Origin of the sequence: Pseudoalteromonas sp. 19-MNA-CIBAN-0066, assembly GCF_040308705.1 — a bacterium.
GTDB classification, from domain to species: Bacteria; Pseudomonadota; Gammaproteobacteria; order Enterobacterales; family Alteromonadaceae; genus Pseudoalteromonas; species Pseudoalteromonas nigrifaciens.
On record NZ_JBEONZ010000007.1, the window covers coordinates 74,013 to 98,089 of the forward strand.

The 24,077-nt window shown below is 40.2% G+C and carries 19 protein-coding genes; 14 read left to right on the forward strand and 5 right to left on the reverse strand.

From position 1 onward, the window contains the following. Positions 1 to 209 precede the first annotated feature (209 nt). From AAEZ18_RS06585 to mdoH, 14 genes are all read left to right on the forward strand, one after another. Positions 210 to 1,193 carry a GGDEF domain-containing protein gene (locus AAEZ18_RS06585; protein WP_041454617.1) on the forward strand — a complete coding sequence of 328 codons (984 nt, stop codon included), beginning with the start codon at positions 210 to 212 and terminating at the stop codon, positions 1,191 to 1,193. A gap of 82 nt (positions 1,194 to 1,275) precedes the next feature. Next, positions 1,276 to 2,031, forward strand: a complete 756-nt coding sequence (ubiE, locus tag AAEZ18_RS06590; protein WP_011329553.1) for a bifunctional demethylmenaquinone methyltransferase/2-methoxy-6-polyprenyl-1,4-benzoquinol methylase UbiE — start codon at positions 1,276 to 1,278, stop codon at positions 2,029 to 2,031. An 11-nt stretch (positions 2,032 to 2,042) separates the two neighbouring features. Next, complete coding sequence (locus AAEZ18_RS06595) at positions 2,043 to 2,720, forward strand: ubiquinone biosynthesis accessory factor UbiJ (RefSeq protein ID WP_350594069.1); 678 nt, start codon at positions 2,043 to 2,045, stop codon at positions 2,718 to 2,720. Positions 2,721 to 2,729: 9 nt separating this feature from the next. Next, entirely contained in the window at positions 2,730 to 4,331 is a 1,602-nt protein-coding gene (ubiB, locus tag AAEZ18_RS06600; protein ID WP_011329555.1) for a ubiquinone biosynthesis regulatory protein kinase UbiB, read from the forward strand. Positions 4,332 to 4,411: 80 nt separating this feature from the next. Continuing rightward, on the forward strand, positions 4,412 to 4,660 hold the full coding sequence (gene tatA, locus AAEZ18_RS06605; protein WP_008467382.1) for a Sec-independent protein translocase subunit TatA: 249 nt from the start codon (positions 4,412 to 4,414) through the stop codon (positions 4,658 to 4,660). Positions 4,661 to 4,665: 5 nt separating this feature from the next. After that, a complete protein-coding gene (tatB, locus tag AAEZ18_RS06610; RefSeq protein WP_008467380.1) occupies positions 4,666 to 4,998 on the forward strand; it encodes a Sec-independent protein translocase protein TatB in 333 nt (110 codons plus the stop codon). Positions 4,999 to 5,046: 48 nt separating this feature from the next. After that, positions 5,047 to 5,787: a twin-arginine translocase subunit TatC gene (gene tatC, locus AAEZ18_RS06615; RefSeq protein ID WP_011329556.1), complete on the forward strand. Its 741-nt coding sequence runs from the start codon at positions 5,047 to 5,049 to the stop codon at positions 5,785 to 5,787. 1 nt (position 5,788) lies between these two features. Continuing rightward, positions 5,789 to 6,286 (forward strand): hypothetical protein, encoded by a 498-nt coding sequence (locus AAEZ18_RS06620; RefSeq protein WP_011329557.1) that lies wholly within the window; start codon positions 5,789 to 5,791, stop codon positions 6,284 to 6,286. Next, the gene (locus AAEZ18_RS06625; RefSeq protein WP_089368879.1) at positions 6,286 to 7,071 is read left to right on the forward strand and encodes a TatD family hydrolase; all 786 of its coding nucleotides are present in this window, start codon (positions 6,286 to 6,288) and stop codon (positions 7,069 to 7,071) included. The genes AAEZ18_RS06620 and AAEZ18_RS06625 overlap by 1 nt, the downstream gene beginning before the upstream one ends. Continuing rightward, complete coding sequence (locus AAEZ18_RS06630; protein WP_089368880.1) at positions 7,071 to 8,936, forward strand: sensor domain-containing diguanylate cyclase; 1,866 nt, start codon at positions 7,071 to 7,073, stop codon at positions 8,934 to 8,936. The genes AAEZ18_RS06625 and AAEZ18_RS06630 overlap by 1 nt, the downstream gene beginning before the upstream one ends. A 2-nt stretch (positions 8,937 to 8,938) precedes the next feature. Further along, positions 8,939 to 9,949: a porphobilinogen synthase gene (gene hemB, locus AAEZ18_RS06635; protein WP_011329560.1), complete on the forward strand. Its 1,011-nt coding sequence runs from the start codon at positions 8,939 to 8,941 to the stop codon at positions 9,947 to 9,949. 128 nt (positions 9,950 to 10,077) lie between these two features. Continuing rightward, positions 10,078 to 12,798 (forward strand): ExeM/NucH family extracellular endonuclease, encoded by a 2,721-nt coding sequence (locus tag AAEZ18_RS06640; protein ID WP_089368881.1) that lies wholly within the window; start codon positions 10,078 to 10,080, stop codon positions 12,796 to 12,798. 255 nt (positions 12,799 to 13,053) lie between these two features. Beyond that, the gene (locus AAEZ18_RS06645) at positions 13,054 to 14,661 is read left to right on the forward strand and encodes a glucan biosynthesis protein G (RefSeq protein WP_089368882.1); all 1,608 of its coding nucleotides are present in this window, start codon (positions 13,054 to 13,056) and stop codon (positions 14,659 to 14,661) included. After that, the gene (gene mdoH, locus AAEZ18_RS06650) at positions 14,633 to 16,594 is read left to right on the forward strand and encodes a glucans biosynthesis glucosyltransferase MdoH (protein WP_350550452.1); all 1,962 of its coding nucleotides are present in this window, start codon (positions 14,633 to 14,635) and stop codon (positions 16,592 to 16,594) included. The genes AAEZ18_RS06645 and mdoH overlap by 29 nt, the downstream gene beginning before the upstream one ends. Positions 16,595 to 17,409: 815 nt before the next feature. On the opposite strand, the gene fusA is transcribed toward mdoH, so the two are convergent. The 5 genes from fusA to AAEZ18_RS06675 form a co-directional block, all read right to left on the reverse strand. Next, positions 17,410 to 19,494: an elongation factor G gene (gene fusA / locus AAEZ18_RS06655; RefSeq protein ID WP_011329565.1), complete on the reverse strand. Its 2,085-nt coding sequence runs from the start codon at positions 19,492 to 19,494 to the stop codon at positions 17,410 to 17,412. Between the two features lie 199 nt (positions 19,495 to 19,693). Further along, positions 19,694 to 20,419 carry a response regulator gene (locus AAEZ18_RS06660; protein ID WP_182684150.1) on the reverse strand — a complete coding sequence of 242 codons (726 nt, stop codon included), beginning with the start codon at positions 20,417 to 20,419 and terminating at the stop codon, positions 19,694 to 19,696. Between the two features lie 15 nt (positions 20,420 to 20,434). Beyond that, positions 20,435 to 22,057 (reverse strand): ATP-binding protein, encoded by a 1,623-nt coding sequence (locus tag AAEZ18_RS06665; RefSeq protein ID WP_089368886.1) that lies wholly within the window; start codon positions 22,055 to 22,057, stop codon positions 20,435 to 20,437. A 12-nt stretch (positions 22,058 to 22,069) separates the two neighbouring features. After that, complete coding sequence (locus tag AAEZ18_RS06670; protein WP_089368887.1) at positions 22,070 to 23,602, reverse strand: tripartite tricarboxylate transporter permease; 1,533 nt, start codon at positions 23,600 to 23,602, stop codon at positions 22,070 to 22,072. Positions 23,603 to 23,605: 3 nt separating this feature from the next. Continuing rightward, positions 23,606 to 24,073: a tripartite tricarboxylate transporter TctB family protein gene (locus AAEZ18_RS06675; RefSeq protein WP_089368888.1), complete on the reverse strand. Its 468-nt coding sequence runs from the start codon at positions 24,071 to 24,073 to the stop codon at positions 23,606 to 23,608. Between the last annotated feature and the right edge of the window lie 4 nt (positions 24,074 to 24,077).

A 24,077-nucleotide genomic window follows, 5' to 3' on the forward strand; every position in this document is an offset into this window, starting at 1 on the left:
TGAATGAAACAAAAAGTAATTGATGATAAAAGCAGCCATTATGTTGCTAAAGTTACAATTTAGATAACTAACTGTCGTTTTTACTTTTAAATAACCGATATAATGATTATGGTACAAGTGCTTGGATGCGAAACGCTTCATTGGATGAGTTTATAAATTAATACGCATATGTATTTAGTTGGTATTTGCAAATGATGTTCCATGACTCTATGGCTGTAGCACAAGATAAAATGACAAAAGTGTGTGTATTTTTAGAGCGCCATGTTTTGCCACCTACACCACTTAATTATCAGGTTGTTTATACTTATATTAGCCAAGTAAACAACGACCTTAATAGCGCCATTGAGCGCGCTATTGCAAGTAACACTCTTATTGACAGTTTATTTACCGAGCAACTCTATTTTGAGCATTTAAATCAAGGCCATGCCACTGAAGTGTCGATGATAGAGAATGTTAATGGGGTAATTAACTCGCTGTCTAAAAGCGCACAACACACTGAAAAACAATTTATTAATTTTGCCGGCCATATTAGCGAGTGTATGCATTCGCTTGATGAAAATAACATTAAAAATAGCCGGATCGCACTTACAAGGCTAGATCAGCAAACAGCAACACTGTTAACGCAACACAAACAGTTTAAACAACAATTAAGTAATGCTAAACAACTCCACGAAAAAACTAAAAAGCAGCTTAACACCCTGCGTAAACAACATATTATTGATAGTCAAACTGGCTTGTATAAACGCCATTATTTAACCAAGCAAGTGCAAATATGGGCAAATCAACATAAACCGGTTTGTGCTATTGCTATTCAAATAGACAATTTAGATCACTTTATTGATAACTTTGGCGATGTAATCGCAGAAGCAATTTTAAGCAAAGTGGCTAAACAAGTACAAAAATATGTGTTTCAAAGCGGCCTAGCGGGGCGTACTGCAAAAGATCAATTTACTGTACTACTTACCGACGTAGATTGTGAAACAACCAATTTAATTGCAGAAAAAGTACGCGCTGGTGTTGCAAAGCTGCGCTTTATCAGCTCAAAAAACGCGCTGGCATTACCTGCAATTAAGCTCTCTTTGGGGATTGCGCAGCAACAACAAGCTGACTTTGAGCAATTAACTAAAAGTGCTTCTAATGCGGCATTTAAAGCACGCTCTTTAGGGCAAAATAGCTTTACTGCGGAGCATTAATTAGCTGATAAATCATATTCAAATTGCACCTTCAGGGCACAATCAAGTACACTAGTCTTTATTACCACGATAGAGATTAATGATGAGCGAAACACCACAAAAGACCACGCATTTTGGCTATAAAACGGTAGCCGAAAACGATAAAGCCTCAATGGTTGCAGACGTATTTCATTCAGTTGCGGCAAAATATGACGTAATGAATGACTTAATGTCTTTTGGGGTACATCGTTTATGGAAACGTCAAACAATAGCTAGCTCTGGCGTTCGTAAAGGCCACCATGTTTTAGATTTAGCCGGTGGTACGGGCGATTTAACTGCAAAATTTAGCCAACTAGTCGGAGAAACCGGTCAGGTTATACTCGGTGATATTAACTCGTCTATGTTAAAAGTGGGCCGTGAAAAACTCCATAATTTAGGCTTAGTTGGCAATATTGACTACGTGCAAATGAACGCTGAAGCCTTACCATTCCCAGATAATAGCTTTGATCTGATCACTATTGCATTTGGTTTACGTAATGTAACCGACAAAGACAAAGCATTACGTTCAATGTACCGCATTTTAAAACCAGGCGGGCGCTTACTGGTATTAGAGTTTTCAAAGCCAGAGCATGAAATACTCAGTAAAGCATACGACTTTTATTCATTTAACTTATTACCAACTATGGGTAAGTTAGTGGCAAACGACAGCGAATCGTACAAGTATTTAGCTGAGTCGATTCGTATGCATCCAGATCAAGACACGCTTAAAAGCATGATGTCTGATGCAGGCTTTGAGCAAACCACTTATCAAAACTTAACCGGTGGTATTGTTGCGCTGCATCGTGGCTTTAAATACTAAGGTAAATAATTATGGCGCTTGAGCAAGCAACCGAAAAAAATTCTACTGAGGCTCCCTCAAATGATTTTTTTATGTTACCCAACTTAGTACTTTCGCTCGTGGAGCGAATACTTAATCAAGCACTTAAACTCGATACAAGCCTATCGGGAAAGTTGGCAGCAGTTAAGCATCAGCGCTTAGTCGTTGATGTTAGGGGCTCTCAGCTAAAGCTGCAGCTAGTGTTTAGCGACAAGCAACTTCATTTATATAGCGCAACCAGTGATACAGACGCAGATTGCATGATTAGCGCCGACCTTAACACCCTGCTTGCGCTAAAAAACCCAGCCATGCTTACCCAGCTAATTCGCCAAGACAAACTTGATTTACAAGGCGATTTAAACATAGCTCAAACCTATAGCAATGCATTTTCAACACTAGATATAGATTGGCCTGAGCAGCTTTCATCGCACCTTGGTGATGCTCCCGCACAACAATTATATTTACACTTCAAAACGCTCCAGCAACACGGCAATAAAGCAAAAGCGCAGTTAAGCCGCACCCTAACAAGCTTATGCCAAGATGAATTGGCAATTACCATTCATCCGTTAGAGCTTAAACAATTTAAACAACAAAACCGTGAGCTTAAAGGCCAAGTTGCTGCTATAGAACAACGTATTAATGCCTTACTAACCACTTTGACTACCCGCTAAGGATTTTTTGTGTCAACTGCACGACTGTATTACATCACTAAAACACTGCTTAGCTACGGATTAGATGAGTTAGTACCAAAACATAAAATCCCTTGGTTTGCGAAAATAGCCCGAGGTAGTTTATTTTGGCTGCGTAATCAGCATAAAGATAAGCCAGCAGGGCTGCGATTACGTTTAGCCCTACAACAGCTTGGCCCAGTATGGGTTAAGTTTGGCCAAATGCTTTCTACGCGTCGTGACTTACTGCCGCACGAAATTGCATTAGAGCTGGCATTTTTGCAAGATCAGGTTGAACCTTTTCCCGGCGAACTTGCACAAAAAATAATAGAAAAAGCTCTCGAAATTAATGACATAAGCGAGCGTTTTAGTGAGTTTTCACAAACACCACTGGCGTCGGCATCAATAGCACAAGTACATACCGCAACGTTAGTTGACACAAATGGTATAGAGCAAGATGTAGTTATTAAAGTAATCCGCCCTAACATTAATCAACAAATTAACGCCGACTTAGCCTTAATGGAAAAGCTCGCTAAGGTGTTAGCAAAAGTACACCACGAGTCAAAACGTCTGCGTCCTGTGGAAGTAGTAAAAGAGTACAAAAAGACTCTACTTGATGAACTTGATTTAATGCGCGAAGGTGCAAACGGCATTCAACTTAAACGTAACTTTGAAGACTCAGATTCGCTTTACATCCCTACCGTTTATAGCGATTACAGCCGCCATAATATATTAGTAATGGAGCGTATTTATGGTATTGCGGTATCAGATACTGATGCTTTATTAGCGCAAAACACCAATATGAAACTACTGGCTGAGCGTGGCGTTGAAGTGTTTTTTACCCAAGTGTTCAGAGACAGCTTTTTTCATGCTGACATGCACCCAGGTAATATTTTTGTTTCTCGTGAGCACCCCGAAAACCCTAAATATATTGGTATAGATTGCGGTATTGTGGGCACCTTAAACAAAGAAGATAAACGCTATTTAGCGGAAAACTTTATAGCCTTTTTTAATCGTGATTATCGCCAAGTTGCGCAGTTGCATGTGGACTCGGGTTGGGTACCGCCCGACACCAGTATTGAAGAGTTTGAATTTGCTATTCGCACTGTCTGCGAGCCTATATTTAATAAGCCTTTAGCTGAAATTTCGTTTGGTCATGTATTGGTTAATTTATTTAATACTGCAAGGCGCTTTAATATGCAGGTACAACCACAATTGGTATTACTGCAAAAAACCTTACTGTATGTTGAAGGTTTAGGCCGCCAGCTTTATCCACAATTAGATTTATGGAAAACCGCTAAGCCCTTTTTAGAAGACTGGGTTAAGCAACAAGTTGGTCCGTTATCGGTTATAAAGCAAATGTATGCACAATTACCCTTTTGGGCCGAAAAAATGCCAGAGCTGCCCGATCTAATTTATCAAAGCTTAAAACGCCCACCACAAATTCAAGTACAGGCTCCGAAGGGATCTCATAAACCTTTGGTTTTAGGTTTGTTTAGCAGTGCGGCTATGGTTATTGCTGCATTATTTTATTTACAGCACGATTTAATTGCTGCAAGTATCGCTATAAGTAGCGCTATTATTGGTTTTATAGCAGCATGGCGTAGCACATAAACTAAGTGCTATTTACGTTTTTAGGCGTATAATTAGTATTTAAAATATACACTTTATAATTATGAAAACGGGAGATAAACATGGGATTTGGCGGTATTAGTCTTTGGCAGTTATTGATTGTATTAGCAATTATTGTACTTTTGTTTGGCACTAAAAAATTACGCGGTATTGGTGGTGATTTAGGTGGAGCAGTTAAAGGCTTTAAAAAAGCAATGTCTGACGAAAAAAATACAGATAAAGAAAAGCCAGAGCAGATTCAAAAATCAGAAGAAAGTGCACCGCTTGATTCTGCCCATACTGAAAAAAATAAAGACAATAACAAGGTTTAATTAGCATGGGGATGTGGGAGCTAATTGTTGTTTTAATTGTTGGTTTAGTGGTGCTTGGTCCAGAGCGTTTACCTGTAGCAATTAGAACGGTAAGCCGATGGATAAAAACTGCAAAGTCGCTTGCTAACTCAGTGAAAGCTGAAGTGAGCGAAGAGTTGCGTGTGCACGAATTACACGAAAACCTTAAAAAAGCGGAGCAACAAAACTTAACCGATTTAAGTCCTGAACTACAAAGTTCACTAACTGAACTTCAACAGGCCGCTCAGTCTGTGACCCACAGTTATAAAAAAAATCAAATCGATCCCTCTAATAAGCAAAATATTGATGATACAAAGTGAAATTAATTTCTCACTTTGTGGTCAACTTACTAAATGGTATAAAAAATAATGGCTGAGGAAGTAAAATCGGGGTTTGTCGCGCATTTAATTGAATTACGCGATCGGCTGATTAAATCACTATTAAGCATTTTAGTTATTTTTATTGCAATAGTGTATTTTGCAAACGACATTTATACATTTGTTGCAGCGCCATTAATTTCACATTTGCCAAGCACTGCAACCATGATAGCAACTGATGTCACAGCGCCATTTTTTGCCCCTTTTAAACTAACGTTATTTGTCGCATTATTTGCCTCTATTCCGTGGATATTACACCAGGTTTGGGGTTTTATAGCTCCGGGATTGTATAAGCACGAAAAACGCATGTTAATGCCAATACTCGCCTCAAGCATCTTTTTGTTTTATGGTGGTATTGCCTTTTGCTACTTTGTAGTACTGCCAATTATTTTAGGCTTTTTTACCAGTGCGGGTCCTGCAATGCTCACCTTAGCACCGGATATTAGTAGCTACTTAGGGTTTGTACTAAAACTATTTTTTGCCTTTGGTGTCGCTTTCGAAATTCCAGTAGCCATTATGCTGCTGTGCTGGAGCGGCGCTACAACAACGCAAAGCTTAAAAGAAAAACGTCCCTATATTGTAGTGGGTGTTTTTGTAGTAGCGATGTTTTTAACACCGCCCGATGTATTGTCACAAACTTTATTAGCGCTACCTATGCTTATTTTGTTTGAGCTAGGCCTAATTTTAGCTAAATTTTATACCGCTAAACCACAACAAGAATCTGAGGAATAACATGAACAAAAAACTACTCTCACTATTAGTTTTGTTAAGCGCACCGACTTTTGCAGCCACAGCTATTAACGAGCAAGCACTGCAAGCATGTAGCTTTATTGAAAACGACTTTAACCGCCTGCTTTGTTACGATAATACGGTTGCCGGTAAACCGCTGAGCAAGCCTACTGTAAATAAAACACTCTCACCAACAAATACAGAAGCCACCGCACCTGTTGCTGTAGCGGTAACACAAGCAGAAGAGTTTGGTTTAGAGCATAAAAATATTGCGAAAGAAAATGACAGCTCTATTAGCTCAACTGTATCAGCCATTAAAGAAGCAGCTTATGGTGAGTTAATTATTACTCTAGAAAACGGCCAACAATGGCGCCAAATTGGATCTGACGGCATAACGCTAAAAGAAGATGACAACGTGGTTATTAGTCGTGGTGTATTTAATTCTTTTTTATTAAAAAAAGAAGGTCAAAACCGCTCTATACGCGTTAAACGTACTCAATAATGCCATACAGCTTAATTGATGCTGGGGTTAATTTAACTAACCATCAGTTTGATAAACAGCATCAAGATATTATTGCCCGCGCTAATGCTGCGGGAGTAAAGCATATGCTGATTATAGGCTGCGATGTAGCAGCCAGTGAGCAGTCGCTTGAGCTGGCTATAGAGCATCAGCAATTTTCTACAGCAGGCGTACATCCTCACGATGCTAAATCGGCTACTGATGAGCTTGAGACGCAACTCACTCAACTTGCAAGCCATAAACAAGTTATAGCCATTGGGGAGTGCGGCCTTGATTATAACCGTGATTTTTCGCCTCGCGATGTACAACGAAGTGTACTTAGACGCCAGCTTGCCCTAGCTGAACAGCTAAACTTACCTGTATATTTGCATGAACGTGATGCCAGCGAAGACATGCTCAGTATTTTAAAAGAATTTAATGTACGCGGCGTATTACATTGCTTTACAGGTAACGCTCAGGCATTAAAAAGCTACTTAGCGTTAGGGCTTTATATCGGCATTACCGGCTGGGTTTGCGATGAACGCCGTGGAAAAGAACTACAACAATTAATCCCCAGTATCCCTCTTAATAAACTGTTAATAGAAACTGATGCGCCTTTTTTGATTCCGCGCACCGTTAGCCCAAAGCCTAAATCTCGCCGTAATGAACCTGCATTATTAACTTATGTGTGCGAAACAATTGCCCAATTATACAACCTTACTCCTGAGGCAATAGCGCAGCAAACTACTCTAAACTTTTATAATGTTTTTGGTTTAAAAGCTAAGTAATGAAAGTTATTGGGGTGTTATTAAGCTTATTAACTATCCTTTTTGCTGGTTTAGCAGCCGCTAATACGATAGAGATCGATGAGCAGTTTACATCTGAAAAAATTAACTCTGTTTATTATTCTTTTGCGCCTACATCCATAGCAACCGCCCAGCAGAGCGATCTTAAACAGTGGCAAACGTTAACCAACAAACCACTTAATTTAGGGATTGAACAACGCCCTGTTTGGATCCAATTTACAATTAAAAATACGCTCAATACGCGTGTAACGCCAATACTCTCTATCGATAATCCGCTATTAAATGAAGTACAGGTATATCACTTACTCGATAAGCGACGATCCTCCTCAATAAATATTAATGCCCCTCCTTTACTGCCACAACAACAAATAAAAAACGAACCTTTGCTGGTAAAATTAACGCTTCCTGCCCACAGTAATACCACTGTTATTGTTAAAGTGAGCAATAGCTCAGGGTTACGCGTGCCTTTAACCTTATGGCAGGCAGATGCGCTCTTTACATATAAAAGTAAGCTTAATTTGCTTTACGGATTATTAATTGGCTTTGTTTTTTCTTTAGCGATTAGCTGTCTTATTTTGTATGCTTTTTCGCGTAAGCAATACTTTGCTTACACGGGCGCTATAACATTAATGCTCAGCATCTTATTATATTTTATTTGTGGCTTTAGTTTCATCCACACACGTTCTGCGGGCACAGTACAACTTATGATCCCCATGTTGGTGATGCTGATAACGGTACTTTTCTTACCTCTACAGCAACAGGTATGTCAGCCTAAAACCGTTACATGGTTTAAAGTGCAAAAAATTATAATAGCTATATATGCACTGCTTATTGCGTTTGTTTGGCTTTTTCCCACACTTGTTGTCACCTTATTTTGCTTTATTACCACTCCCATTGTTTTAGGCTACTATGTTGTAACAACCTTACTTTGTATTCGCCAAAACCCATCAGAACCCCAAAAAGCACTTTTGCTAGCTTTATGCAGCTTTTTAGCCGCAATTGTTTATTTTATTATTACTGTTTCAGGGCTTTATATATTTACAAACAGTAGAGTGGCTTTTGTGTTTATTTGCTCTCTTAGCTGCGCTTTCTCCCTTGGATATGCGGTGATGAAACTCTTTATTTTACAGCGCGATGAACAAGTAACTACTCAACAAACCTTAATAGCCAAAAGTGCTGCCCAAGATGCCTTATTACATGAGCGGCTATCTTTACAAGAAAGCGTGCGTCAAGAGCTCGAAACACAAGTAGATGAGCGTACTTTTGAGTTACAAGTAACACTAAGAGAACTAGAAGAAAAAAACCGTGAGCTTGAACAGCTAAACATGGAAGATCCCTTAACTGGTATTAAAAACCGGCGCTTTTTTGATAAAAAATTAGTGATGGAGTTGCGCCGCTCGCGTCGCGAACAAACACCATTAAGTGTTATTATGCTTGATATAGACAAATTTAAGGTAATAAACGATACCTATGGCCACCTAACTGGCGATCAGGTTATTCGTACTGCTGCTGATACTATTAAAAAGCAATTACAGCGCCCGCTTGATGAAGTAGCACGTTACGGCGGCGAAGAATTTGTGGTGTTATTACCCAATACCCAAAATGATGGCGCGATAGCCATTGCTGAAAAAATTCGCCACGCTATTGCTACTAATAATGTGCATGTGGCTGGCACTACTATTTCATTTACAATCAGCGCGGGAGTGTATACTAGCGTTGCTGAAGATATAAATAATCCTGAAATTTTTACCGAACGTGCCGACAAAGCACTGTATTTTGCCAAGCAGCATGGTCGTAACCAAGTGATTAATTTTCCAATCCCACAATCCAAAAGTAGGAGCGTATAAATATGGCCCAATCTGGTCTAGATCTTTTCCCATATACTCGCATGCGCAGAATGCGCCGCGATGATTTTTCACGCCGTCTTATGGCTGAAAACCAGCTTAGCGTTAATGATCTTATTTATCCGGTATTTGTACTCGAAGGTAAAAACCGTCGTGAAGCAATTGAATCAATGCCCGGTATCGAGCGCTTATCAATTGACTTACTGCTTATAGAAGCCAAAGAACTGGTTGAGCTCGGTGTGCCCGCCATTGCTATTTTCCCGGTAACACCGGCCGACAAAAAGTCATTACATGCTGAAGAAGCGTATAGCGATGATGGTTTAGCACAACGTACAGTACGTGCATTAAAAGAAGCATTCCCTGAGTTAGGTGTAATTACTGATGCCGCGCTAGACCCGTTTACCACCCACGGACAAGACGGCATTATTGATGAAAGTGGCTATGTAATTAACGACATCACAACTGACATACTAGTTAAGCAAGCACTGTCGCACGCCCGAGCAGGTGCTGACGTTATTGCCCCTTCGGACATGATGGATGGCAGAATTGCCGCTATTCGCGAGGCACTTGAAGCCGATGGCTACATTCACACTCGCATTATGGCTTACTCAGCTAAATACGCCTCAAGCTATTATGGCCCATTTAGAGACGCGGTAGGCTCTGCCGGTAACTTAAAGGGTGCTGATAAAAAAACCTATCAAATGGATCCAGCTAATTCTGACGAAGCCATTCGCGAGGTCGCGCTTGATTTGCAAGAAGGCGCCGACATGGTAATGGTTAAACCTGGCATGCCATATTTGGATGTTGTACGCCGAGTTAAAGATGAGTTTGGCGTGCCAACCTTCGCTTATCAAGTAAGTGGGGAATACGCTATGCACAAAGCTGCTATTGATAACGGCTGGTTAGCTGAAGAGGCCACTATCATGGAGTCGTTACTGGCGTTTAAACGTGCTGGCGCCGACGGCATTCTTACCTATTTTGCTAAGCAAGCTGCACAATACTTAGCTAAAAAGTAAGCCTTACAAGGCGGGCAACAAGCCCGCCTTACTTTGCATTTACAATCATTCACACTGAATATTATTTTTGTAATATTTATTCTCTAAACTAATATCCTATCTGGAATTATAAACGGGAATAATGACCAATGTTTAAAACAAAAATAACCCCATTAGCGCTTATTATTGCAAGCATTAGTGCATCAGCCTCTGCCGAACTGATAATTTCTGAATATGTTGAGGGAAGTGGCTTTAATAAAGCTATTGAGATTTATAACACATCATCCGCAGAGGTTTCTTTAAATGGCTACTCACTTAGCTTGTATTCAAATGGCTCTGGATCAGCCAGTGTAACTGAAGAGCTTACGGGGTTGCTTGCTGCAAACAGTACCTATGTTATTGTCACTTCAGACTCTAGAGCAAATGATGAGCTTAAATTAAAAGCTCAGCTATTTAGTGGTGCAGTTAACTTTAATGGTGACGACGCATTAGTACTAATGCAAGGCTCTAATGTTATTGACAGTTTTGGGCAGCGTGGGGTAAAAGAAATTTGGTCTGCCGGGGGCGTAACTACAAAAGATAAAACGCTACGCCGTAAGGAAAATATTCTTATTGGTCGGGCAACCCCTGACTCCACTTTTAACCCAAGTGACGAATGGCTACAATTTGATAAAAACGACTTTTCAGGGCTAGGTTTTTTTGGTATCGGCACAACACCTGAACCTGAACCAGAGCCACTTGAACCACTGATATGTGGCAACGATAAAACAACCATTAACGCCATTCAAGGTACTGGTGCTGCCAGCCCATTGGTTAATACTACAGTAGAGTTAGAAGGGGTTGTAACGGCCAACTTCCAAGGTGACAATCAGTTAAAAGGCTTTTTTATTAGCTCTTTACCTGTTGATGACGATACTAACCCACTAACCTCTGAAGGCATCTTTGTTTATTTTGCAGCAGCAAATGTGAGTGTAGGCGACCATGTGCGTGTACAAGGCAGTGTTGAAGAGTATTTCAATGCCACTCAAATTGGTAGCGTTACCCAAGTGGCCGTTTGCAATTCGGGTTTAACTGTATCAGCAACTAAAATCTCACTCCCAGTTACAAATACAACAGATTTAGAAGCATTTGAAGGCATGCTTATTACACTAGAGCAGCCATTAATAGTGACTAATAACTTTGGTTTAGGACGCTATGGTGAAATAGAGCTGGCAACCGAGCGTTTGTATCAAGGTACACAAGTTGCCCTGCCCGGTGATGCCGCCAACACACTTGAAGCGAATAACTTAACTAAAAGAATTCTTTTAGACGATGGCTCAACTTTACAAAATATTGAGCCAATTTACCCTATACCGGGTTTATCTGCCGAAAATACGCTACGCACTGGCGATACCGTTAACACTGTAACTGGGGTGCTTGCATATAGCTTTGATACTTATCGCATTCACCCTACCATAACACCGCAGTTTATCACTACCAATGCACGTAAAAATGCTCCCGAACTTCACGTAGATGCGGATCTAAGGGTAGCTAGCTTTAACGTTCTTAATTATTTTAATGGCGATGGTCAGGGGGCCGGATTCCCCACTAGTCGTGGTGCCGATAGTGAAGCTGAGTTTATTCGTCAAGAAGCTAAAATTGTTAGTGCTATTAGTGCAATACAAGCCGATGTTATTGGCTTAATGGAAATAGAAAACGATGGCTTTGGTGAGTTTAGTGCAATTGCTAGCTTAGTAAATGCGCTTAACGACTTTGACACAGCTAACCAGTATGCATTTGTTAATTTTGGCCTTGATAAAATTGGTAGTGATGCAATTACCACAGCCTTAATCTATCGTGTAAATAGAGTAGTAGAAGTAGGTAGTGCAGCAATCACCACACAACCTCCGTTTGACTTTGGAAACCGCCCACCAATTGCACAAAGCTTTAAAGTATTAGCAACAGATGAGGTATTTACCGCTGCAGTAGCGCACCTTAAATCAAAAGGTGGTTGCAGTAGCGCAACAGGAGCAAACCAAGATAAAAGTGATGGCCAAGCATGTTGGAATGAAACACGCGTTGCCGGCGCTAATGCATACGCAAGCTGGCTTAATAGCAAGCCAACCGGTATTGATGATGAGGATATTATTCTTATTGGTGATTTAAATGCCTATGCCATGGAAGATCCTATTCGTGCATTTGCCGACAATGGCTATAAAAATGCAGTTGCAGAGCTTGATGGTAATACCCTTGGCTACTCTTATAGTTTTTCTGGACGTGCGGGTAGCTTAGATTATGCCTTAGTAAGCCCATCATTATTAAGCAAAATAGTTGCAACGAATGATTGGCATATTAATGCCGATGAGCCCACTTTACTCGATTACAATGTCGAGTTTAAAAGTGATGCTCAACAATCAAGCTTATACGCAGCAGGCCCATATCGTGCATCAGATCACGATCCAATAATTGTTGATATAAAATCTGAGGTTATTTTAACACCTGAGGAGCAAACCCCAGTTATAGCAGCTAACCAGACATTTATTGTTAATGAAAATAGCCCTGTTGGTACTGTGATTGGCCAGTTAGCGTTTAGCGATCCAAATGCTAATGACTCTCCCGTTGTTAAATTTATTGTGTCGGGTAGCAATAGCGTAACTATTAACAACCAGGGTCAGATCGTGGTGACTGCTGAACTTGATTATGAACAACAAAGTCTTATTACTTTAGTTGTGCAAGCCCAGGATAGTGCTGACAATATATCATTAGAGCAAACAGTTACTATAAATGTTAATAGTGATGAGGCTCAAAATGATGACGATGACTCTGGCTCATTATTTTGGTTAACTATTTTTTTGGTACCTCTTACTTTATTTCGCAGGTTTAAAAGCTAAAAGCCAACACTATAATTGTTAAAAAGCCGCTGTTGCGGCTTTTCTCTTTTTACACAAATGTAATTCAGACAAGCTTCAGTAAACTTTGTGTACTATCCGTACTAAATCTACTCACTCTCGTATTTAGCCTGTAAACAACAAAGCATACTTGAGCCTTTTTATACGTTTATTATTAAAAGTACCAATGAAACAAATTAATAAATCGATATTAATCTTAACTGTAAAAATAAGTCATGTTTTTATAAAGGAACGAAAATGAAAGCACCAATTCACCTAATATCAACATGGAAAAAAGCCTCAGTACCATTACTTAGCTTGTTTCTTGTTTTTTCAGCTCAGCAAGCATTTTCCGCCACGCTTGACGTTGCCATCCCGCAAGACAGTTTATTTGATGTGATCAGCGCCCGCGCTCAAAAATTAGCGAGTGAGGAGTATATTGCCCCTAAAAACATCGAGCTAGATGCGCTAAATAATATTGAGTATCAAGATTATCGCTCTATTCGTTTTAAACAAGACAAGTCAATGTGGAAAGGTGAAGGTCTTTACGAGCTACAGTTGTTTCACCCCGGCTTTTTATATAAAACACCAGTAACAATTAATACAGTTGATAGCGATTCTAAACTTAGCCGTTTGCCGTTTAGTACTGACTTTTATCAGTACGATGGTACTGCAGCACCTTTAAAAGATGAAATAGCCAAGAGTGTTGCCAATAAACAATTAGGCCATGCTGGATTTAGGCTGCATTACCCAATTAATACCACTGAGTACAAAGATGAAGTAATGGTGTTTCAAGGTGCTTCTTATTTTAGAGTTGTTGGGCCTAATCAAGTGTATGGCCTATCGGCGCGAGGGTTAGCAATTGATACTGCTGAAGCGTCTGGTGAGGAGTTTCCTGTGTTTAAAGAGTTTTGGCTAGTAAAACCACAGCCAGAACAAACTAACATTATCATTTTTGCACTGCTTGATAGCCCATCGGTTGCCGGCGCTTATAAGTTTAGTATTGACCCTACCACCAACACCAGCGTTAAAGTAGATATGCAAATTTTTGCCCGTAAAGACGTGAAAAAATTAGGCGTAGCACCACTAACAAGCATGTTTTATCACGGCGAAAACAGCACTAAGTTTTTTGACGATTACCGCCCAGAAGTGCATGACTCAGACGGACTGTTAACCCAATCTCAGGATAACAACTGGATTTGGCGTCCGCTTAATAATCCGTCGCAACTTAGCGTAACCTCTTTTTCATACGAGAACCCTAAGGGATTTGGCTTAGCGCAACGTGATCGTGAATTTAATAATTACTTTGATATTGAAGCGCATTATCACAACCGCCCTAGCCTGTGGATAGAGCCTGAAGGTGACTGGGGAAATGGTCGAGTAGAGCTGGTAGAAATACCGACAGATACAGAAACAAACGACAACATAGTGAGCTACTGGGTACCTGAAAAACCATTTAAAGCAGGCGATTCGTTAAAGCTAAGCTATAAAATGACCACCTTTAATGCTTACTTAACTCAGCATGATAAGGCACGCGCAGTTCGCACTCGCATTGGTAGCGCGGCATTACCGGGTGAAGATAATCCGCCACCTAAAAGCCATCGCCAATTTACGGTTGATTTTGCTGGGCCTGATATAAATAAGCTTTCAGAAAAGTTAAATTTAAATGCCGACATCCAATTAACAACGGGTGAGGTTAGAGATGTAACTGTGCAAAAATTACCTGATTCATTAGGCTGGCGAGTTGCTTTTAAAATAGCTCCACAAAACGGTAAACCTGTAGACATGCGCTTATCGTTAAAGCTGCATGATAAAGAAATTAGCGAGGTATGGAGTTATGTTTGGTATCCAAATGACATCAAGTAAACAAACCACCAAAATATCTATGCCCTTTAAGGCACTTCGTATTTGGTTATTTGCCATTGCCGCAATTGGTATATCTGCGTATGGCATCTCTATTATGTTTGAAATTTTAAACTCAAATGGTATGACACCACTTGAATATGCTTTGCTGGCATTATTTTCAATTACCTTTGCATGGATTGTTACCGCATTTTGTAGTGGTACTATAGGGTTTGTACTGCAGTTACTGCGTATTGATCCGCTTACCCTTAGGCGCATAAAACCTATAAAGCTTGATAGTCAGGCATTTTCTCAGCAAAAAACTGCCATAGTAATGCCTATTTATAACGAAGATACACACCGCGTTATTGCAGGCTTTGAAGTGAGCTTACAGTCATTAAAAGAGACTGGGGAATTAGCCAACTTTGATTTTTATTTACTCAGTGATACACAAGATCCAACAATAGCTAAAAATGAACTAAGTGCTTGGCATGCTTTGTGTGAGCGCCTAGGCGAGACATCAAAGCAGTTGTTTTATCGTCGCCGCGAAGATAATAAACACCGTAAAGTAGGTAATTTAACCGACTTTTGTGAGCGCTGGGGAAGCCAGTACGATCATATGATTGTGCTTGATGCCGACAGCGTTATGACAGGTAAATGCATGCTAGAGCTAACGGCAAGCATGATTAACAACCCGCAAGTAGGACTTATTCAAACCATTCCTATTCCGGTACGCCAAGATACCTTTTTTGGTCGTTTTTTACAGTTTGCTTCGGTACTTTATAGCCCTATGCTGGCAACAGGATCGGCATTTTGGCAAACCGATAAAGCAAACTACTGGGGCCATAATGCCATAATTAGAGTAAGCGCATTTATTGACTGCTGTGGTTTACCCACACTTAAAGGCAATGCTCCTTTTGGTGGTGAAATACTCAGCCATGACTTTGTAGAAGCATCATTACTACACAGTGCAAATTGGGAAGTATTACTACTTGCAGATATTGAAGGCAGCTATGAAGAAGTCCCAAGTAATATTTTAGATTATGCCGTGCGCGACAGACGTTGGGTACAGGGTAATATTCAACACATTGGATTACTCCCGTCACCAAAGTTAAAGCTGATGAGCAAATTTCACTTTTTACTTGGCGCTACCGCTTATATTTCGTCATTAATATGGTTACTTATGCTCGCGTTAAGTACGGTTGATGCCGTAACACGTGCTTTAAATAGCGACGTTTATTTTAACCGCGCTTATCAATTGTTCCCTACTTGGCAAATAGCTAAAACCGATTTAATTGATGCTCTGCTCTATCTTACTATTGTTATTTTATTGCTACCAAAACTAATGGGTATAATCGTAACCTTGGTGCACAGAAAAAACCGCTTCGGTGGTGCTATTAAGCTTACGTTAGGCGCAATTATAGAAACAGTTTTTGCTATTGTCATGGCTCCATTAATGATGGTGTTTCATGCTTATTTTGTTGTTTGTGTGTTTTTAGGAAAAAAAGTTAAGTGGGATGCTCAACCACGAGAAGGCCGTATGGTGCCATGGAAAGAAGCGTTTAGTTATACGTTATTTTCTACTTTGGTCGCTATTGCTTGGGGTAGCACAGCGTATTACTTCACGCCGGTATTTTTTTGGTGGCTATCACCTATATTACTAGGTTTAGTACTAGCTGCACCTATAGTGCGTTATTCAAGCAGTATAAAACTGGGGGTTAAACTCAGAAAGCTAGGTATATTTATCTGCCCTAGTGAAGTAGATAACGATACCATGCTAGAGGCACTTAAAGTGCACCTTAAAGAGGTTTCGGTACCCACCGCAGGGCAATACCCTTTAACTATACCCGCATTGCCAAAAGAGCACTTGGTTACCATGCCAATACAAAGCTTTAATAAGTCACGCTCGCCAAAGATGAAAGCGCTAAAAGAAAAGCTAATTAAAAAGCTTAGCTAGCGCCACACTTTAAAATAAAAAAGGAGCTACAAATAGCTCCTTTTTTATTACTAGATTAGGTTATATTTACAAAACAAAGCAAGCTCGTAATTATAGATAATTAACCAATTACTTTATCACTGTATAATTTATAAATGGCAGTACGAGTTTTCTCATCTAATCTCCAATTGTAAAAATATATACTTCTACCATTTAATAGAGATACTTTAAAAATAGTATTAATAAAAAATGACTTAAAGGAAATAGATTTTATCTCTTCTCTACTAATATAACGCTCACCAAATATTCGTTTATAACATATGCCAGGCTTGTAGCAATGTAATAGCTGTAAGTTCATCTTACTAACAATAAAAAATGTGAGTAGTGTTGGTATCAACACGATTATCGCCACTCTAAAAGTAACGGTGGAAAATATAGGTATTAAAAGAAATAAGCCTATAACAGTAATATATTTAAACAGTTGTAGAGACCAATTAGGCACTAACTTAATCATGTTCGTAAACGTCTTATATAAAAATAAATATAATCAATATCCCACTTGGAGACTTCCACATATGCAATCTATCCTCAGTTGAGGCTTGCTCTCGCGAATCCTACATCAGCACTGAGCCTATTTCAATTGTTACTACTACTTATTTAGTAATGACAAAAACAATGTCAACTAGTTGTTTATAAATATGTTTTACTAATTTTTTATTTTAATTATTTGTAACTTTTATACCATTAGGTAATTAACAGTGCGCTTTATGCAATAAATTATGGGCAATAAAAAACCCGCAACATGTGCGGGTTTTTTTAAAGAGTTAAGGTGCTAATTACTTAGCAGCTTTTTTCTCTTTTTCTGCAGCGATTACAGCTTCAGCAACGTTATTAGGACATGGTGCGTAATGTGAGAACTCCATAGAGAACTGACCACGACCTGATGTCATTGTACGTAATGAACCGATGTAACCGAACATTTCTGATAACGGTACGTCTACTTTAATGCGAACGCCAGTTAAACCAGGCTCTTGGTCTTTCATCATACCACGACGACGGTTAAGGTCACCGATTACGTCACCTACATGATCTTCCGGCGTGAACACGTCAACTTTCATGATTGGCTCAAGAAGTTGTGCACCCGCTTTAGGGATAGATTGACGGAAAGCACCTTTAGCAGCGATTTCGAACGCGATTGCTGATGAATCCACTGCGTGGAAGCCACCATCAAAAAGCTCAACTTCAACGTCAAGTACTGGGAAGCCAGCTAGAACACCAGTGCCCATCATTGACTTAAAGCCTTTCTCAACTGCAGGCCAGAATTCTTTAGGTACGTTACCACCAACAACAGATGATTTAAACGTGAAACCAGAAGCAACTTCGCCTGGCTTAATACGGTAATCAATTTTACCGAACTGACCAGAACCACCAGACTGTTTCTTATGCGTGTAGCTATCTTCAATTTCTTTAGTGATAGTTTCACGGTAAGCAACCTGTGGTTGACCAACAATAAGGTCTACACCGTAAGTACGCTTAAGGATATCTACTTTGATATCTAAGTGAAGCTCGCCCATTCCTTTAAGAATAGTTTCGCCTGAATCTTCATCAGTCTCAACTTGGAAAGATGGATCTTCTGCAACCATTTTACCGATAGCAACACCCATTTTCTCATTACCGCCTTTATCTTTAGGCTGTACAGCAATCGAGATTACTGGAGTTGGGAATACCATTGGCTCAAGTGTTACTGGGTGCTTAGGATCACATAATGTGTGACCAGTTTGCACGTTTTTCATGCCTACGATAGCAATGATGTCACCAGCTTGTGCGCTAGCTAATTCATTACGGTCATCTGCTTGCATCTCAACCATACGGCCAACACGCTCAGTTTTACCAGTAAACGCATTAAGGATAGTGTCACCCTTGTTTAGTTTACCTGAGTAAATACGTACGAATGTTAACGCACCAAAACGGTCATCCATTATTTTGAATGCTAACGCTTTAAATGGTAGGTCTGTAGATACGATAGCGAATTCGCCGTTTTCATTACCTTCTTCATCCATAAGAGGTTGAGGATCAACTTCTGTAGGAGATGGTAAGTAATCAACAACTGCGTCAAGAATAAGCTGCATACCTTTGTTTTTGTATGCTGAGCCACAGTATGTTGGGAAGAAAGCAAGGTCACGAGTACCTTTACGAATACAACGCTTCACATCTTCAATTGAAGGGATTACACCTTCCATGTACGTTTCTAGTAGCTCATCGTCTTGCTCAACAGCAGTTTCGATAAGTAACTCATGGTATTCCTCAACTTGGTCAACCATGTCTGCAGGAACGTCTTCAATAGTGTAGTTCTCTGGAAGACCAGTCGCATCCCAAACATATGCTTGCTTGGTTAGAACGTCAACAACACCAACAAACTCATCTTCTCTACCGATTGGTAAAGTCATGATTAATGGAGTTGCACCAAGTACTTTTTGTACTTGATTAGTTACACGGAAGAAATCAGCACCCATACGGTCTAATTTGTTTACGAAAATAACACGTGCTACACCTGACTCATTCGCATAACGCCAGTTAGTTTCTGATTGTGGTTCAACACCACCAGAGCCACAGAATACACCGATGCCGCCATCTAATACTTTAAGTGAACGGTAAACTTCAACAGTGAAGTCAACGTGTCCAGGAGTATCGATAACGTTAAAACGGTGATCTTTCCAGAAACAGCTTACAGCCGCAGACTGAATAGTAATACCGCGCTCAGACTCTTGATCCATGAAATCTGTAACTGATGTGCCATCGTGCGTGTCACCACTTTTGTGGATTTGACCAGTAAGCTTTAGTATACGCTCAGTGGTGGTAGTTTTACCCGCATCAACGTGCGCGAAAATACCAATGTTTCTGTACTTCGATAAATCTGCCATTAGTTTACTCTTAATAAAGTCGAAAAATTATTCGGCCAGAGTATAACATCACTTAAAGCGAACATCACCATAGAAGTCGCTTAAAATGCAGCCAATTATATAAAAAAAATGATCCATCCTTTGAAATAGCTATTTTTTGTAGTGCGAGCGAGCGATCTATTTACCTAATGAGGCCTTACCTTACTCAGTACTCTTTATTTTATTGGCATATTTTATAGCAACGCTCTGGACGACCAATACTACCATAGCTTTGATCAGCTCTAACCTGCCCCGCTTCAAGCATGTATTCTAGATATCGGCGAGCAGTAGATCGGCTTACACCCACTAAATCCCCCATTTGCTGAGCTGTAAATGCTGTTTCTTTATGTTCATTAAATGCAGTTATTATTTTTTTTAAGGTAAGCGAGTCGACTCCTTTGGGTAAGCGTGTTGTGGTACTAACACGCTCTTTTGAACCAAATAGGGTATCAACCATAGACTGCGTCACCTCAACAGCAGCCGAAAAGCATTGTTGGCGAGCTTCAAAACGTGCCAGAGCTTGATCTAACCTACTTAACATGAGTGGTTTTACTAAAAAGTCACTGGCGCCTAACTGCATTGCTTTTTCGAGTATTTCCACTTCTTTTGCCGCTGTGAGCAACATCACTTCGCTTTTTATGTTTAAGCGGCGCAAATCACTCAATAAGTCTAAGCCGTTACCGTCGGGCAAATGAATATCAAGTAACACTAAATCTGGATTAACTGCCTGCAACAAAGCCTTTGCCGTAGCTAAGTTACCGGCAATGCCCACTACCTGATACTGCCCTTGCCTGAGACTTTGCTTGGGTGTGTTGTTTCCTGCAACACCATTGGGTAGCAGTAAATATTGTGCTAATAACTGCGCAACCTCTACTTCATCTTCCACTATCACTACTGAGTACGTCATGTTTTATTACTCTTATTATTTGGGGATATAAACACTGAGGCGCGCACCCAGTAGATCTGATTCACCTATTTCTAAACTCCCACCGCACGAATCTAAATTAGTTTTAACTAAATACAAACCAATTCCATGTTCCGCCCCCGACTTAGAGCTGTATTGTGGGGTAAATATCACATTATGATCAGGTCCTAAACCAAAACCGCTATCTTCTACATCAAAAAGTAGCGTTTTGCTGGTTTCATCAACCGTTACCCGCACTTTAGCAGCACGAGTATCTGATGCTCGAATGGCCGCATCAATCGCGTTGTCGATTAGGTTACCTAAAATAGATACCACCCGCTCTAAAATATCTTTGCGAGTTATTTCACCAAGCAAGCTATCAGGGTTAAGCGTTAACACCACATTTAACTCTCTTGCTTTATGGTATTTACCAACTAACAAACCTGCAAGCACAGGATCTTGTATTCGCTCTAACAAGTTATGTATTTGCGCCTGCGATCCTTGGCTTTCTTGACCTATAATTTCAATCGCTTGCTCATTTTTGCCCATTTGCACTAACGCCCCAATTAAATTGAGCTTATTTGAATAGTCATGAGTTTGCACTCTTAACAGCTCCGCAAACGCTTGCACTTTAGTAAGTTGTTGGCTTAAATATTCGAGTTCATCAGAGGGGCGCATACTAAGTAAAATGCCATCAGCTTGGCCTTGTACCTGCAAAGCAAAGCGCGATAATATTATTCGTTTATCGGCGGCAAATAGTTCAAACCCTACTATTTCACGTGACTGGTTACGCAGCAAAAATTCAGCATGCTCAGGAAGTAAATCAGCAAGCGTGAGGGGTTGGTGAGTATAAGCAAGAGGTTTATCTAAAATTTCGCAAGCACGTTGATTCAACTTACGTACATTCCCCTCGGGGTCGAGCGCAATTATACCGTTACGCACCGTATTTAAAATAGCATTTTGTTCTGAAAACAACCGCGCAATCTCATCTGGCTGTAAACCAAAAATAGCATTTCGCACCCGCTGACCAATATAAATAGCCACCACAATACTTAAGCCCACCACCACTAAGCCCCAAATTAAAATCTCAATACTGCGAGAACGTATAAGAGGGTCAATTGACTGTACTAAAAACCCGACCGATACCAAGCCTATTATTTGGTTATTATTCGAATAAACAGGCACCTTACCGCGAATTGACTCTCCTAAACTGCCACGGGCAAGCGAAATATAGCGCTCACCCTTTAATGCAGCTTGGCTATCGCCACCCACCATACGCTTGCCAATTTTCTTTTCATCAGGATGCACAATACGCAATGCATTTTCATCGCCAATAACAATAAAGTCGGCTCCAGTGAGTTGCCTTATTTCTTCTACTTCCTCGTTAATAGCCAATAAATCTTTTGGATTTTGCAGTGCTTTTATAACATCAACGCGTGAGGCTATACTGCTGGCAACGGCCAATGCTTTGTCGCCAATGTGACTATGTAAGCTTTGCGCCGTAAGCTGATACACCAACGCGCCAAACAACAATGCTTGTAATACACATAAACCGGTTACCCAAATAATTAGCCGAGTTTCTAGGCGTTTAGGTTTTTTAACCATATGTTGCAATGGGCTTAGCGGGTTGGTGTTTTTCATTTTATGACTCTGTTAAGCCTGCTCTTGAAGCGCAGCTTTATCTGCACGGCGCTGCATTAAGTAATCTTTTAACGGAAATAAAAGCACTAAAATTGAAATAACAAATATACTCAATGTAAGTGGGCGATCCCATAAAAAGCTCAATGAACCATCAGAAATCATCATAGAGCGACGGAAATTACGTTCTATCATATCACCCAAAATAAAACCGAGTAATAAAGGTGCCATAGGAAAAGCTAATAATCGTAATACCAACGCCACTAAGGCAAATCCCACCATCATAAATAAGTCAAAGGTATTAAAAGACACCAAATACACACCAATTAAGCTAAAGAACAAAATCATTACTGTGAGTACCGATTTGGGCATAGCTAATACTTTTGCAAAGTAAGGAATAAGCGGTAAGTTTAAAATAAGCAGCACTATATTACCAAAGTACATACTAACAATAACAGACCAAAAAACACTGGGGTTTTCTTGCATAAGCATTGGCCCTGGTTGTATACCATAGGCAATTAATGCCCCTAGCATAATAGCCGTAGTACCTGAGCCCGGAATACCTAGCGTTAACAAAGGTACAAATGAGCCAGTACATGCCGCATTATTAGCCGATTCGGGTGCAGCTAAACCACGTAATGAGCCTTTACCAAATTTTTCTTTTAAGCCTTTCGGTGCTAAGTTGCGCTCGGTTGCATAAGCCATAAAACTTGCAATAGTTGCGCCTGCGCCCGGTAACACACCGACAATAAAGCCCAAAATAGACGAGCGACCAATCACTGGCGCTATTTCTTTAATCTCGCTTTTAGTTAACTTAGTTGAACCTATTTGCGGCGTATCTGAATCGTTAATATTTTTGGCGTCTTTTTTCTCTGGTTTTACTACGTTAACTAACGCTTCTGCTAATGCAAAGGTTGCCATAGCCACTAATAAAAAGCTAATACCATCAAGTAAGTCCGCTTGGCCAAAAGTAAATCGGTCGGTGCCCGATGAAGGATCGATGCCAACAGTAGCAAGCATTAGCCCAAATACCGTCATCATCATCGCTTTTAAAAATTGTCCTTTATTAGAAAACGCTGCAATTGCGGTTAAGCCTAAAAACATCAGCACTACATAATCTGGTGATTGAAAACTCAGCGATACTTTAGCTAATAAAGGTGCGGCAACCATTAACAATATAGCGCCGATAGTGCCCCCTATAAAGGAGGAGTAGGCAGCAATTGCCAATGCTTTACCTGCATGGCCTTGTTTTGCCAGTGGGTAGCCATCAAAGGAGGATGCCACCGTACCCGCAACCCCTGGTGCGTTAATTAAAATAGATGAAGTAGAACCACCAAAAATGGCACCATAATAAACACCTGCCATTAAAATCATGCCTGAGTCGGCACCTATGCTATAAGTAATCGGGATCATTAATGCAATCGCAGTAATTGGCCCTAACCCCGGTAACATACCAATAAAAGTGCCCACTAGGCAGCCAGCAATCACATACATTAAATTATTAAAGTCGAGCACGGTCGACAAACCAAGCATAATTCCATCAAACATAATTTAACTCCACAAATCGCCCGGAACTAAGTAAATACCTAGCACTTGAGTCATTAAAAACCAAAACACCACAGCAACCGGAATCGATGCAAATAATAAAATACCTTTGCGCCTTTCACCCATTACAAAAAAGCCTGCTAACAAAAATGTACTGGTCGAAATTAAAAACCCAACCGGCTCTAACATGGCGCTATAAATCACCATTAGCACTAATAAGCTAATAGTACGCAGTACATGTGATTTTTCGAGGTTTTCATCGGTAGCTTCTTTTTCGCTTGGTTTAAGTAATGTTGTAGCAATAGCAAGTAAACACACCACAATACCAAACGCGGCATATACTTTAGGTAGAGTTGCAGAAGTAACCGTTTCGTATTCTTCAAACGGTAAAAGTGGAATTTGCCATGCAACAACGGCGTACAGGGTAAATAGCGCCAAGAATAAACTTGGCCCTAGTAATTCGCGATTCATCATTTTA